Origin of the sequence: Plantibacter sp. LMC-P-059a (assembly GCF_030209505.1) — a bacterium.
In the GTDB taxonomy this organism is placed as follows: domain Bacteria; phylum Actinomycetota; class Actinomycetes; order Actinomycetales; family Microbacteriaceae; genus Plantibacter.
The window spans coordinates 329,097-340,973 of record NZ_JARVRZ010000004.1; the positions used below are offsets into that span (position 1 = coordinate 329,097).

The 11,877-nt window shown below is 68.9% G+C and carries 16 protein-coding genes; 7 read left to right on the forward strand and 9 right to left on the reverse strand.

What is annotated here, in order from left to right; genetic code table 11:
* Window positions 1–39: 39 nt before the first annotated feature.
* Window positions 40–324, forward strand: coding sequence for a hypothetical protein (locus QRN27_RS11090; RefSeq protein ID WP_285035315.1), 285 nt, complete (start codon window positions 40–42; stop codon window positions 322–324).
* Window positions 325–342: 18 nt separating this feature from the next.
* On the opposite strand, the gene QRN27_RS11095 is transcribed toward QRN27_RS11090, so the two are convergent.
* From QRN27_RS11095 to QRN27_RS11110, 4 genes are all read right to left on the reverse strand, one after another.
* Window positions 343–1,296: a helix-turn-helix transcriptional regulator gene (locus QRN27_RS11095; protein WP_285042292.1), complete on the reverse strand. Its 954-nt coding sequence runs from the start codon at window positions 1,294–1,296 to the stop codon at window positions 343–345.
* A 76-nt stretch (window positions 1,297–1,372) separates the two neighbouring features.
* Window positions 1,373–1,744 (reverse strand): hypothetical protein, encoded by a 372-nt coding sequence (locus tag QRN27_RS11100; RefSeq protein WP_285042293.1) that lies wholly within the window; start codon window positions 1,742–1,744, stop codon window positions 1,373–1,375.
* A gap of 88 nt (window positions 1,745–1,832) precedes the next feature.
* Entirely contained in the window at window positions 1,833–2,165 is a 333-nt protein-coding gene (locus tag QRN27_RS11105; RefSeq protein WP_056010042.1) for a DUF7882 family protein, read from the reverse strand.
* A gap of 141 nt (window positions 2,166–2,306) precedes the next feature.
* Window positions 2,307–3,857, reverse strand: a complete 1,551-nt coding sequence (locus QRN27_RS11110) for a deoxyguanosinetriphosphate triphosphohydrolase family protein (RefSeq protein ID WP_285042294.1) — start codon at window positions 3,855–3,857, stop codon at window positions 2,307–2,309.
* Between the two features lie 39 nt (window positions 3,858–3,896).
* Here QRN27_RS11110 and QRN27_RS11115 point away from each other — a divergent pair, with 39 nt between their 5' ends.
* From QRN27_RS11115 to QRN27_RS11130, 4 genes are read left to right on the forward strand one after another with little or no spacing between them, the layout of a single operon-like run.
* Window positions 3,897–4,508 (forward strand): uracil-DNA glycosylase family protein, encoded by a 612-nt coding sequence (locus QRN27_RS11115; RefSeq protein WP_285042295.1) that lies wholly within the window; start codon window positions 3,897–3,899, stop codon window positions 4,506–4,508.
* 10 nt (window positions 4,509–4,518) lie between these two features.
* Entirely contained in the window at window positions 4,519–4,764 is a 246-nt protein-coding gene (locus QRN27_RS11120; protein WP_285042296.1) for a hypothetical protein, read from the forward strand.
* Window positions 4,765–4,820: 56 nt separating this feature from the next.
* Window positions 4,821–5,285 (forward strand): hypothetical protein, encoded by a 465-nt coding sequence (locus QRN27_RS11125; RefSeq protein WP_285042297.1) that lies wholly within the window; start codon window positions 4,821–4,823, stop codon window positions 5,283–5,285.
* 36 nt (window positions 5,286–5,321) lie between these two features.
* Window positions 5,322–7,019 (forward strand): endo-1,4-beta-xylanase, encoded by a 1,698-nt coding sequence (locus QRN27_RS11130; protein ID WP_285042298.1) that lies wholly within the window; start codon window positions 5,322–5,324, stop codon window positions 7,017–7,019.
* A gap of 98 nt (window positions 7,020–7,117) precedes the next feature.
* On the opposite strand, the gene QRN27_RS11135 is transcribed toward QRN27_RS11130, so the two are convergent.
* Entirely contained in the window at window positions 7,118–7,990 is an 873-nt protein-coding gene (locus tag QRN27_RS11135; RefSeq protein WP_285042299.1) for an alpha/beta fold hydrolase, read from the reverse strand.
* 83 nt (window positions 7,991–8,073) lie between these two features.
* On the opposite strand from QRN27_RS11135, the gene QRN27_RS11140 reads away from it, so the two are divergent.
* Window positions 8,074–8,571: a CGNR zinc finger domain-containing protein gene (locus QRN27_RS11140; RefSeq protein WP_285042300.1), complete on the forward strand. Its 498-nt coding sequence runs from the start codon at window positions 8,074–8,076 to the stop codon at window positions 8,569–8,571.
* A gap of 41 nt (window positions 8,572–8,612) precedes the next feature.
* Window positions 8,613–9,440, forward strand: a complete 828-nt coding sequence (locus QRN27_RS18375; protein ID WP_502929519.1) for a MerR family transcriptional regulator — start codon at window positions 8,613–8,615, stop codon at window positions 9,438–9,440.
* On the opposite strand, the gene QRN27_RS11160 is transcribed toward QRN27_RS18375, so the two are convergent.
* The 4 genes from QRN27_RS11160 to QRN27_RS11175 all read right to left on the reverse strand — a co-directional run bounded on the left by QRN27_RS11160 (window position 9,368) and on the right by QRN27_RS11175 (window position 11,847).
* Window positions 9,368–9,868 (reverse strand): GNAT family N-acetyltransferase, encoded by a 501-nt coding sequence (locus tag QRN27_RS11160; RefSeq protein WP_285042301.1) that lies wholly within the window; start codon window positions 9,866–9,868, stop codon window positions 9,368–9,370. The genes QRN27_RS18375 and QRN27_RS11160 overlap by 73 nt on opposite strands.
* A 63-nt stretch (window positions 9,869–9,931) precedes the next feature.
* Complete coding sequence (locus tag QRN27_RS11165) at window positions 9,932–10,384, reverse strand: NUDIX hydrolase (RefSeq protein WP_285042302.1); 453 nt, start codon at window positions 10,382–10,384, stop codon at window positions 9,932–9,934.
* A 233-nt stretch (window positions 10,385–10,617) separates the two neighbouring features.
* Window positions 10,618–11,154 carry an AAA family ATPase gene (locus QRN27_RS11170; RefSeq protein ID WP_285042303.1) on the reverse strand — a complete coding sequence of 179 codons (537 nt, stop codon included), beginning with the start codon at window positions 11,152–11,154 and terminating at the stop codon, window positions 10,618–10,620.
* A gap of 60 nt (window positions 11,155–11,214) precedes the next feature.
* Window positions 11,215–11,847 carry a TetR/AcrR family transcriptional regulator gene (locus QRN27_RS11175; RefSeq protein ID WP_285042304.1) on the reverse strand — a complete coding sequence of 211 codons (633 nt, stop codon included), beginning with the start codon at window positions 11,845–11,847 and terminating at the stop codon, window positions 11,215–11,217.
* Between the last annotated feature and the right edge of the window lie 30 nt (window positions 11,848–11,877).

The following is an 11,877-nucleotide window of genomic DNA, read 5'->3' on the forward strand; positions in this document are numbered from 1 at the left end:
TGCGTTGCCTACGCTTGCCAGGACGAACCGATCCCGGAGGTGATGGTCCTGCAGTACAGCATCGCCATCGGGCGCGCTTCATACGACATCGATCCTGCCGTCGACGTGCAGGAGCTCATGACCGAGATCGAATCCGCCGTCCAGGCAGGCGGCAGGTTCGTGCGGGTTCCGCTCACCTCCGACCGCACGGTCAACGTCCTTGTCAGCCCGGGCCTCCTCATCAGCGTCGAGTCGTTCGCGCATCGGGCGCTCGAGATCGTGCCGTCCCTCGAGGCCGAGCCGCTGTCTGGTCTCGACGAATACGACGAGTTCGACGAGTTCTGAGTCGGCGCGAGCCGGCGGTCAGGAGCCGAGCGTCGTGCTCGGATACTCGCCGAAGCGGTTCGTGTACGAGGCGGAGAACCGTCCGAGATGGGCGAAGCCCCACCGCTGCGCGATCTCGGCGACGGTGGCACGACCGGGATCGGACCTGCGGAGCTCCTCCTGCACGCGGTCGAGTCGCACCCGTCGGAGGTAGTCGATCGCGGTGATGTCGTGCTCGCGGCGGAAGGCCGCCTGCAGGCTCCGTTGGCTCATCCCGACTGCATCGGCCACGTCCTCGGTGCGGATGGGCAGGTGCGCGTTGGCGATCATGTACTCGACGGCGGCGCGGGTCTTCCCGCCCGACGGCAGCCCGATCTCGACCGGTGCGTGCAGCGCGGTGTGCGGGAAGGTCTCGAGCAGGGCGATCGCGGCAGCACGGTTCGCCTCCGCACGGAGGAGCGCCGGGCTGGTGTCGTCGTACACGACGCTCGCGACGGTGGTGACCGAGGCCGCCCAGCGTCGGAGCTGCTCGCCGCTCGGTCGCGCCGTCGTGTCGAACAGGATCGGCCCGCTGGTCCCCTCGACCTCCCCCGCGACCCGTTCCAGGAACGACCCGTCGAAGTGCATGAGGTTCTGGCGGTAGTCGGTGAAGTCGAACTCGGCGAGGCGATCGTTCGCGAACATCGCCGGCCGACCGTACTCGAGCTTGACCGGTGCGCCGGCGAGATCGGTCGCACCCTGCCCGGCCGTCAGCCACGACACGATGTACTCGCCCTGCGTGAGCACCGTCCCGGTGACGCGACCGGCGAACTGGGTGGCGCGCAACGTCAGCTCGTCGTCGCCGATCGCCGTGTACCGGAAGGTGAAGGCGGATGCCGTGGGTTCGATGACCATCTCGCCGGCGTTGTACGCGTCGGAGAACAGGTCTCGAGCCTCATCGACATCTCGACCTGCGACCTCGGACCGCTCAGCGGGCCCACCGTGTTCGCTCATCGTTCATAGAATCTCACGCCGATCCCGAACTGTCACCTTCAACGGGACGTTCGGGGGCGGAGCAGTCCACCGCTTGTCATGCGGTCCCTTGCAGGAAGCCGTGCTCGGCCCCGAGGACACCGGTCAGCGCGGACGACGCCATCGGCGCGAAGCGTGGCAGCATCGTCGTCTCGTGCACGGCGGTCGGGCGCTCCGACCAGATCGTCAGCACCGTCAACCCACCCTCGGCGCGGAGCGACCAGGCGACGATGTGTCTCGTCGGGACGCGGACGGTGTCGCCGCCGACGTCCAGGGCGATGGCGGTCCGGCTGAGGGACAACCCACCTGCCGTTTCAGCGTCGGCATGGGAGGTCTCGAAGACGAGGTCGGTGCGGTCGAGCAACCGCCCGACGGTGCGCGCGTCGTCCAACTCGAAGAAGTCGGGCGCGCCAGGGATCCAGGTCGACATGGTCCCACCCCCAACTGGTGTTTCGTGGATGCCGGACGGCCGGAGCTCGTCGTGGCGGTGTTCGTTCCGCGGTCGCGGAGCCGCGTGCCTAGGCTGCGGACTCGACGCGCTTCGTGGCGCCGGCAGCTGGCTCAGGGACGACGCGCATACCCTTCGCGCTGTTGGCCTGTTCGAGGAGCGCGGCGAGCCATTCCCGGTTGAGCTCCGGTGCACGGCTGCCGTAGAAGGAGAACTGGAGGGGGATCATCGGGTTCAGCCACAGCGACTGACGACCCGTCCCACGGCCTGGGACGGCTTCGAGGTGGAACGCGAAGCTCTCGTTGCGGCGGAACTTCGTGAAGATCACCGTCTGCAGGTGCGCAAGCAGCCGGTCTTCGATCTCGTGCGGAGTCGGAGGGGTTCCGTAGAGGAGGTTTCCCATGAGCGCGCCATCCCTTCTGTATCGGGACCGAGGTGATTCCCGGTGCCGGGGATAACGCTAGATGTTCTAGTAATCCCGCGCTCGGAACTATCCGAATTGCGCCAGGGGCATCCGGATAGGCGTGCGCCGCTCAGCTGACATTCAGCTGCCGAAGGCCCAGGCCTCGCGGTCTCCGCGCAATCTGGCGGCGAGCGCCGTCGCCTGTTCGTCGGTCAGTGAGGCGACGTAGTCGAGGATGCCGCGCGCCCGGCCGAGGCGTCCGAAGGCACTCGGGTCGGCTTGTGGGCGTCCGGTCTCCGGGTCGTCGGGCAGCCAGTCCGGGTTGTCGGCTCGCAGGCGGAAGTAGCCATCGGTGGCCAGTTCGACGAAGTCGAGGAGCTTCTGCGGGGCACGCGGACCGTCGCGGGGATCGTCGAGCCAGCGGTCGAGTTCGCTGACGAGGACGTCGAGGACACGCGATTGTCCGCGCTGATAGGTGGCGAAGTCGGGTCGGTCGATCACGAAGCGTGTGTGGACGAACTTGAGCACGGTGACGTCGTGCCAGGCCTCGGGGAGGAGCGACACGTGACCGGACCGCACGTTGGGCTCCTCGACGACGAGGACGGACCGTTGCAGGCGGCCGATCCAGGAGGAGACGAACGACTCGATGGCGCGCTCGGTGCGGCTCGAACCGTCGAAGGGGACGGCGAGGAGGCCTTCCACGAGCTCGGTCGCGACCCGCTGCACGGAGGCACGGAAGTGCTCATCGCTGGCGATCCACGGGTCGCGTGAGACGATCCGCCGGCGCAGCAGCTCGAGCGAGTGGCCGGGCGCCCGGTTCCACAGCTCGTCGGCGTCGAGGGCGGCGAGGGCCCGCTGGTCCCTCAGGAAGGTGCGGAACTCGACGGCGACGGCCGCCTGCTGGAGCACGCCGGCCCGGTAGAAGTCGTCGAGGTCGTGTAGGGAGTAGGCGATGTCGTCGGCGACGTCCATCACGGAGCACTCGACGGTCTGCTGCCAGGGCGCGATCGCCGTGAACGCGCCGCGGGCGTCGAGCATGTCGTCGAGGTCGAGCGTGTACGCGGAGAACTTCGGCGGCGCCGTCTCCCAGCGACTCGCGGTCGAGCCGCGCGGCATGCGGGTGGGGTCCGCCGGGTCGAGGTCGGGGCGGTGGACGGTGCGGCCCCACGGGTACTTGAGTACGGCGGCGCGGGACGCGGCGGTGAGATTGAGGCCCTCCTTCACCGTCTCGCACACGTCCAGTGCGGAGAGGATGCGGAACGACTGCGCATTGCCCTCGAAGCCCTCGGCGAGACCGAGGCGCTCCCGTGCGAGGCGGTCGAGGACCTGCTCACCGAGGTGGCCGAATGGCGGGTGGCCGAGGTCGTGGGCACTGGCGGCGGCCTGCACGACGACGGGGTCGCAGCCGCCGAGGCGCTCGACGATCGCGGCCTGCGCCGGGTCCGTCGTCGTCAGTTGCATCGCGATCGCTCGGGCGACGGCGGTGACCTTGATCGAGTGCGTGAGCCGGTTGTGCACCACCTGGCCGACGCCGGACGGCGACACGACCTGTGTCACGGCCGACAGGCGGGCGAAGTACGGGGAGAAGCGGATCCGTTCGAGGTCGACCCGGTACTCCGGGTACTCCTCGCCGGTCGCGAACCGGTCCACGGGCTCGGGGATGAGGCGCCGTCGCCGCTGGTCGTCGTCCATCCCCTCACCCTATTGCGCACTCGGTGCAAGACTGCAGGGATGCATCCGATCGATCGTCTCCGTGCCGAGGTCGCCGCCCATGAGTCGAACGCCTGGGCGCGCGAGCTCGGGTGGGAGCCGCTCTTCGTCGCGTCCCCCGAGGCTCGGGTGCTCATCATCAGTCAGGCGCCGGGGCGGTTGGCGCAGGAGTCCGGCATCCCGTGGAACGACCCGAGTGGTGTGCTGCTCCGCTCGTGGATGGGTGTGACGCCCGAGGAGTTCTACGACCCGGCGAACGTGGCGATCGTCCCGATGGACTTCTACTTCCCGGGCAAGGGGACGAGCGGCGACCTGCCGCCGCGCCGCGATTTCGCCGCTCGCTGGCATCCGCGCGTCCTCGAGCAGCTGACCGAGGTGCGCCTCACGATCCTCATCGGCGCCTACGCGCAGCGCGCCTACCTCGGTCCGCGGGCCGGGCGCACCCTCACGGAGAACGTCCGGGCGGCGGAGTCGCACCTCCCGTTCTTCCCCATCGTGCACCCGTCGCCGCTCGCGCGCGGCTGGCGCACGAAGAACCCGTGGTTCCAGGAGGAGACGGTGCCGCTGCTGCGGGCGCAGGTGCGGGCGGCGTTGACGGGCGACCATCGCGACGGGCGACCCGGTCCCGCGTAGGCTCCTGGCCATGGGGGCAGCTCGGAGTACTCGCAACAGGACGTTCGCGGTCACCTGCGGCGCACTCCTCACAACGCTCGGCCTCACGCAGATCGCACTCCGCGTGCTTCTGGACTGGTCGGATTCCTCGGGAGACTGGTTCAGTCTCGCCATAGCGCTGGTCGAGGTCGGCATGGGAATCACGATCCTGGTCCTGGCCGCTCGCACCCCGAAACCGACCGAGGAGCACGCCGACGAGTCCGTCGACGACGGGTGACGAATAGGCTGACGAGGATGCCGGGACGCCGGTGATCGACTGGCGAGGGGTGAGCCGTGAGTGATGACCAGCGCGCGGGCGACGAGGCGCGGCCGACCGTTCAACCGCCGTCGGGGTCGAGCTCCGGCACCGCGTCTGCCGGGTCGGATGGCGCATCGTGGCTCACCGAGCAGGAGGGACCGGTCACCGGTCGGGCGGCCGGCATCGGGATCACCCTGCTCCTGTTCGCGCTGCTGGTCGTGAGCTGGTTCGTCCAACTGTCGTTCGCCCTGCAGGGCGAGTTCGGGCCGTCCGAGGACCGACTGAGCGGTGGCGGGATGCTCGGCGGGTTCATCCTCGGCGCGGTGATCGCGATCGCTCCGCCCGTCGTCACGCTCGTCCTCCAGGCGAAGGTCCACAAGCGGACGCCTCGGTACTCGATCATCGCCGCCATCGGAGCGATCTCCGTGCTGGTCATCGCCGTACCGGTCAATGCCGTGGTCGTGGGACTCCAAGCCGTGAGCCTCGCGAGCGGTCAGTAAACGGCACGCGTCCCCGCCGTCGCTTACGCTCCTCACATGTCGATCGCCAGCAGACGGAGTATCGCGAGCGGATCGGCGGTCGCCCTCGTCCTCGCCCTGGTCGGCTGCACGCCGACCGGCTCGCCCTCCGAGCGGGAGACGGTCATCGACCTCCTGGAGCACGATTGGCAGCACGTGCCCGGCATCGTCGCAGACGGCGATGAGCTGCGGGTGACGGCGACCGGACGGACCATCGTCGAACAGGACGGCGGTGGAGGCCAGCCGAACCCGCCGGTCAATCTCGCGGGTGTGCACCTCGAGGCCACGGACGACTTCACCCTCACGACGTCGTTCACGGACGTGACCGCGGACGCCACCCTGGCCGTCCTCGCCCGCCCACCCGTCATCGCCGACGAGTTCCTGATCCAGCCCGCGGGGCTCACGCTCACGCTCAGCGGCGACGATCTCCGGATCACGGTCTTCGACGGCTCCGCACCGGAGGACGTGACCGACCCCGAGCCGGTGCAGGACGAGGAGGCGACGCTCGCCGACCCCGAGGCGGAACTCTCCGTGCACCGTTCCGGCGACCGACTCGAGATCGCGAGCGACGGCGAGACGCTGTCCTCGCTGCCCCTCGGCGGCATCTTCGACTCCGGAGAACTCTGGTTTGGGGTGTCGAGCGAGGAGGGATCCTTCACGGTCGGCTCGCTGACCGCCACGGCACCGGCCGGTGGCTCCCTGGTCGCCGCAGGTCCTGTCGCGGGCGAGGCGGAACGCTCTGCGGAGGGTCTGCAGGCGCTCGCGTCCCGCGCTCGGCCGGGCTTCCTGATCGGCGCGGCGGCGGCGCTCGGTCCGCTCGTCTCGGACGCGGCCTACGCGGAGAACCTCGTGGGCAACGTCGGCCTCATCACCCCGGAGAACGCGATGAAGCCGCAAGCGCTCTCCCCCAGGCAGGGTGAGTACCACTTCGAGGAAGCCGACGCGCTCCTCGACCTCGCGGCGAGCGCGGGGATCGCGGTGCACGGCCACACCATCGCGTTCACCGAGGCGATGCCCGGCTGGATGCGGAACCTCCCCGCCGACTCCGAACAGCAGCGTCAGGCGAGCGCCGCGGTCCTGCTCGACTACGTGCACACCGTGGTGTCGCACTTCCGCGGCCGGCTCGATTCGCTCGACGTCGTCAACGAACCGTTCGACGTCGATCAAGGCACGAGCCTGCAGGAGAACGTCTGGTACCGCGTCTTCGGTCCGTCGTACCCAGTGGTCGTCTCGACCGCGGTCCACGACGCCGACCCGGACGTCAGGCAGTTCATCAACGAGAACGGTGCCGACGTGCCGGGTCCCCGCCAGGACGCTCTGCTGCAGCTCGCCCTCGACACGAACGCGCAGGGTGGCCATATCGACGGCGTCGGTCTGCAGGCCCACGTCTACGACCTCGCCACCGACGCGCTTTCGGAGGAGGACCTCGCGACGACGTTCGACACCTTCGCGGATGCGGGGCTGGCCGTGCGTATCTCCGAGAACGACGTCCCGGACGACGAGGGTCAGGACGTCCAGGCGGAGCAGTACGCCACCGTCCTCGCGGCGTGCCTCGGCTCGGACGCCTGCGTGTCGTACACGAGCTGGGGCGTGGACGACACCTACGACTGGTTCATCGACGACGACGGCGCTCTGCGGCAGGGCCACGACCTCCTGTTCGACGACGACGAGCCGACGCCCGCCTACGACGCGCTACGGCAAGTCCTCGCAAACTAAGGAGCGACACCGGGCGGGAGGCAGGCGGCCGACCGCTCGAGCGGACGGCCGCCCGGGCCCGCCGGGGTGGTCGGAGACGGATCGATCGATCCGTCGGGCTATGCGCTGCGGTCGTTCGTCGCGAGCCAGCTCGTGATGGCGTCGGCGACGAGGTCGAGGTCGGATTCGAGGAGGAAGTGTCCGCCGTCGACGAGTTCGATGCGAGCGTGCGGGGCGTCGCGCGTGAACGCGGTGGCGCCGGCGGCGGCGAAGATCTCGTCGTTCCGTCCCCAGATCGCGAGCACCGGCACCTGCGAGGTGCGAAGCCACTCGTGCACCGCCGGGTACAGCTCGCGGTTGGTCGTGTAGTCGCGGAACAGCGCCAGCTGCACGTCGTCCTGGCCCGGTCGGGCGAGGAGCGCGAGGTCGTGCTCCCAGGCGTCGGGGTCGACGGTGGTCGGGTCCGGCACGCCGTGCGTGTACTGCCATTCGACGGCTTCCCGGCCGAGGGCGGGACGGAGCGCGTCGCGCGTCTCGGTGGTGCGTTCGGCGGCGTCGGCCCAGATCGGGTCCCAGAAGCCGGGCACGAAGCCCTCTTCGTAGGCGTTGCCGTTCTGGGAGATGACGCCGGCGACGGCGGCGGGGTCGGCGAGCGCCAGACGCCAGCCGACCGGCGCGCCGTAGTCCTGCACGTAGATCGTGTACTGCGTCACGCCGATGGTCGAGAGGAACCGGCCGGTCACGCCGGCGAGGGCCGCGAAGGTGTACTCGAACTCGTCGACCGAGGGGGCGGCGGAGCGACCGAAGCCGATGTGGTCCGGAGCGATGACGCGGTAGCGGTCGGCCAGGGCGGGGATGAGGTGGCGGAACATGTGCGAGCTGCTCGGGTACCCGTGCAGGAGCAGGAGCACGGGGGCGTCTGCCGGGCCGGCTTCGCGGTAGAAGACGTCGAGCCCATCGACGGAGACGGTGCGGTGGTGGACGGTGACCATTGCTAACCCCTTTAGATTGTTTTACCGGTTAGCCAGACGGTAGCATGGATTCATGGCGCCACACGGCGCGAGAACGGAGAACGATGCTTCGCGACGAGGAGCTGCTGCTGAACGTGCTGAACAGCGCGCCGGTCATCGAGGGCGCCCCGACCGACCGCCTCGAGGGCGCAGCCGGGCGAGACCTCGCGCGCAGTTGGGGTGGCACCGGGTCCGCGGACGAGGTGGCCCGCCTTCGACGTGCGAGGCAGGCGCTCCAGGCTGTCGTCCGCGGCGAGGACGGCGGGGCGACCAGAGAACTCGCCGGCATCCTCGGGGATGCGGTTCGGACGCCGCGCGTCACCCCCGACGGCGTGGTCTGGGAGCTGCAGGTCCCCGAAGACGACCGCCTCGTGGCGGGGGTCGTGTTGGCGTGGTCGAGCGTCGTCGCGGAGTTCCCCGGGCGACTCCGTCCGTGCGCGAACGACGAGTGCAGCCTGTTCCTCGTCGACCACAGTCGCCCCGGAACCGCGAAGTGGTGCTCGATGGCGGTGTGCGGCAACCGGATGAAGGCGCGCACCCACGCGCGACGCGCTCAGAACTGAACGCTTGACTCTGACACCGTGTGAGGAGGGAGAACTGAGACATGTTGTCCATCGGAGCGTTCGCGCAGATCGGCCAGGTGACCCACCGGATGCTCCGGCATTGGGACACCGCAGGTCTGCTCGTGCCTGCCCATGTGGATGAGTCCAGCGGCTACCGCTCGTACGATCCTTCACAGTTGGAACGACTGCATCGGATCGTGGCGCTTCGCCATCTCGGTTTCGGTCTTGAAGACATCGCCCTGATCCTCGACCAAGGGGTGGATGCCGCGCGCATCGCCCGGTTGTTGCAGGTGCGTCGAGCCGAGGTCGAACGCGAGCATCGCATCGCGGCCGCACGACTCATCGATGTGGAACGGCGGCTCCACCTCATCGAAAGAGAGCATCACATGTCGGAGATCGAGATCATTGAGAAGCCCCTGCCCGCCGTTCGCCTGGCCGCCCGCCGTGGCGTCGTCCCCTCACAGCCGGACATCGCGGACTTCGTCGGCCCCTCGTTCGACGCGGTCGCGTCCATCATCGGCGACGAGAGCGGTTCGCTGACCACACCGATCGCGCAGTACCACGCGAGCGAGGACGGCACCGAGGTCGTCGTCGGCTACGCCTACAACGGCGCGCCCCGTGACGGCTTCGAGGTCGTCGAGCTGCCGGCCGAGCGCCTGGCGATCTGTGGCATCCACCTCGGGTCGATGGACCGCATCGCCGAGAGCTGGCAGTCCATCCACGCCGAGATCATCGCCCGGGGCTTCGTGCCGGCGGGGCCCTGCCGCGAGCTCTACGTGCGGGCGGTGTCGGAGGATCAGTCCGATTGGGTCACCGAACTGCAGCAGCCGATCGCTGCCGCCTCGGTGCTTCGCGACAGCAGGACATAGGGCGGCCGTCCGGCGTCGTCGGTGACGGTCGCGTATGGCTCGAACCCGACGGCTCGCCAGAACCGGACGCCGCGCTCATTCCGGACCTCCGGGTCGACGGTGAGTCGAGCGATGTTCCTGGCTCGCGCGCGGGACAGCATGGCCTCGACCACCCGTCGACCGGTGCCCTGGCCTCGCGCGGAGGGCGACAGGATGAGGTCGATCCCGGCGCCCTCCGCGCCGTCGGTGTGGAGCTGGACGAGTCCGACCGCGTCGTCGTCGAGCAGGACGAGGAAACACTCGACAGCAGGGAGTCGTGCGCCCAGGTACTTGGCGCGGATGAGCTCGTCGGACAGCCGTCCCGGTCCTCCCCAGCCATGGAAGGAAGGATCATCGAACAGGCGACGCAGCGCGTCGAAATCGTCCTCGGATGTGGGTTGCAGCCTCATCGAAGACAGTCTGCCCGGGTGGTCGGTGGGCGTCCATGGCTATCGATCAGTGAGGGCAGCTGGTCAGAACCCGAACGTGAGGAACGCTGACCGGTGCCCCTCGCGCAGGGCGTCCAATGCAAGCCGCTCGTGAGCGGGCAGGTCGACCGGCAGATCGTCGAGGCGGAACCACGCCAGTTCTGCGCACTTGATCGGTTCTCGGATCACTGGTTCGCCACCCCAGACGTCGCAGACGAAGAACCAGTCGACGCGCTGTTCCATCGGGTTCTCCGTACCATCGGTACGCTGCATGACAGCCACCGCCGAGAGCGCCTCGAGTGTCACCTGCACGCCGAGTTCTTCCCTCGCCTCGCGGATTGCGGCAGACGCCGCAGTTTCACCAAGCTCGACATGACCGGCGGCACCCGCGGACCAGCAATCGTCCATGTAGCCGGTGTTCTGCCGTCGTTGCAGCAGGACCGATCGATCGCGGCGCAGGAAGACGTACGACGCGGGAACGACGGAGAAACGGCTCATGAGTAGTCAAACCCTATGCCGCTGACCGGAGGTCGACATATCCGCCGGAAGCGATGCTTTCCAGGCCACTTCCAATACGTACGCGGACGCCTCCCCGACACAAGCTGCGTCGGGCTGATCGCGACCGTCATCGATGCGGAGGTGCGGAACGGCGCGGCCTGCGGAGGGTCGTCCCAGGGGACCATACCGGCGCACGCCTGGCGCAGGAACGAGGCGGCGGACCTTCCGTTCCCTCACTCAGCGCGCGAAGGGAAGGTCGTGAAGACCGCCGCCGCCACCTGGGCCGGCGTCAGATCGTCCGTATCCAGCGTGAGGGTGTGCCAGTCGGCTTGAGCGAGCTTTGCTGCGAGCTGTCGATGGTTCGCGAGGTGCCAGACGAGAGTATCGGCACGGTCGGCGTCGTACCGACTCCGCAGACGCTGCTCGGCCACCTCCGGCGACGCAACCAGGTGGACGAGTCGCAACGGACGACCGAACACCTCCTCGTACCTGCGAGCATCCTCCAGTGACTCGATCACCCCCGCCACGATCGGCGTCCGCGGACCGGTCTCCAGGTAGTTCTGCCAGACCGCCCGGAGGTTCTTCGCCTCGGTCAGCACGTTGTCCGGGTCCTCCCCCGCGCTCGGCCACGACCGGTGGAACCAGTCGACGTCGAACAGACTGAACGGCAGGCCCGCACGGGCGAAGTGGTCGCCGAGATGATCCAGAACCGAGGACTTCCCCACGCCGTACGAACCGTTCAAGAAGATGCCGAAGGTGTCCGAAGCCATGACCCAACGCTAGGCGTCGATACGCTCCGACGCACCGGGCAGCATCCTCGGAGCGGTCGTTCAGGTCGTGCGACCCGGCCGAGCGCCCGGAATGGCCGAGGCCCGGGCGACCGCTCGAACGACCACGGCGAGGGTCTCGCCGGCACGAGCCGTCGTCATCGATCCGGACATGGCGTTCCGGGCGAGGGCATCGCCCGCGCCGACGATGGCGCTCAACGGCGCCGGTTCGAGGGGGCCGGTGAAGGGCTCCAGCGCCTCACGACAGATCTCGAGGTAGGCCAGTTCCGCCTCCGACCGGAGCTCGCTCAACGTCGCCGAGCCGCTGAGTGCCGACACCACGGCAGCGAGCTCGATCCCCTCGGCGATGCAGCAGCCGATGTAGGCCTCCGCGACCAGGTCCGACACCGCGGCGAGGTCGCGCGGCGCCTGGGCGAGCGCCTCCAGCAGGGCGTGCCGCTGGTGAGCCTCGAACGCCCGGTACGCCTCCGACAGCAGACCCGAACGGTCTCCGAAGTGATCGTAGGCCACCGGCTTCGTCACCCCCGCGTGCGCGGCCACCCGCGCCAGCGTCACGTCGTCCATGTCGTGCGTGCGGACGAGATCGCGGAAGGCGTCGAGCAACTGGGCATGACGGTCGTCCCAGGAGAGACGACGCCTCGTCGTCGACGCGCCGTCGTTCGAGGTGGATTCCATCCCTCGATACTACCTACGTATAGTAAGTTA

Excerpts from the sequence above, each read along its gene's own strand:
- QRN27_RS11095 (WP_285042292.1), bottom strand. The coding sequence starts at position 1,296 with ATGAGCGAACACGGTGGGCCCGCTGAGCGGTCCGAGGTCGCAGGTCGA.
- QRN27_RS11100 (WP_285042293.1), bottom strand. The coding sequence starts at position 1,744 with ATGTCGACCTGGATCCCTGGCGCGCCCGACTTCTTCGAGTTGGACGAC.
- QRN27_RS11105 (WP_056010042.1), bottom strand. The coding sequence starts at position 2,165 with ATGGGAAACCTCCTCTACGGAACCCCTCCGACTCCGCACGAGATCGAA.
- QRN27_RS11110 (WP_285042294.1), bottom strand. The coding sequence starts at position 3,857 with ATGGACGACGACCAGCGGCGACGGCGCCTCATCCCCGAGCCCGTGGAC.
- QRN27_RS11115 (WP_285042295.1), top strand. The coding sequence starts at position 3,897 with ATGCATCCGATCGATCGTCTCCGTGCCGAGGTCGCCGCCCATGAGTCG.
- QRN27_RS11120 (WP_285042296.1), top strand. The coding sequence starts at position 4,519 with ATGGGGGCAGCTCGGAGTACTCGCAACAGGACGTTCGCGGTCACCTGC.
- QRN27_RS11130 (WP_285042298.1), top strand. The coding sequence starts at position 5,322 with ATGTCGATCGCCAGCAGACGGAGTATCGCGAGCGGATCGGCGGTCGCC.
- QRN27_RS11135 (WP_285042299.1), bottom strand. The coding sequence starts at position 7,990 with ATGGTCACCGTCCACCACCGCACCGTCTCCGTCGATGGGCTCGACGTC.
- QRN27_RS11140 (WP_285042300.1), top strand. The coding sequence starts at position 8,074 with ATGCTTCGCGACGAGGAGCTGCTGCTGAACGTGCTGAACAGCGCGCCG.
- QRN27_RS18375 (WP_502929519.1), top strand. The coding sequence starts at position 8,613 with ATGTTGTCCATCGGAGCGTTCGCGCAGATCGGCCAGGTGACCCACCGG.
- QRN27_RS11160 (WP_285042301.1), bottom strand. The coding sequence starts at position 9,868 with ATGAGGCTGCAACCCACATCCGAGGACGATTTCGACGCGCTGCGTCGC.
- QRN27_RS11165 (WP_285042302.1), bottom strand. The coding sequence starts at position 10,384 with ATGAGCCGTTTCTCCGTCGTTCCCGCGTCGTACGTCTTCCTGCGCCGC.
- QRN27_RS11170 (WP_285042303.1), bottom strand. The coding sequence starts at position 11,154 with ATGGCTTCGGACACCTTCGGCATCTTCTTGAACGGTTCGTACGGCGTG.
- QRN27_RS11175 (WP_285042304.1), bottom strand. The coding sequence starts at position 11,847 with ATGGAATCCACCTCGAACGACGGCGCGTCGACGACGAGGCGTCGTCTC.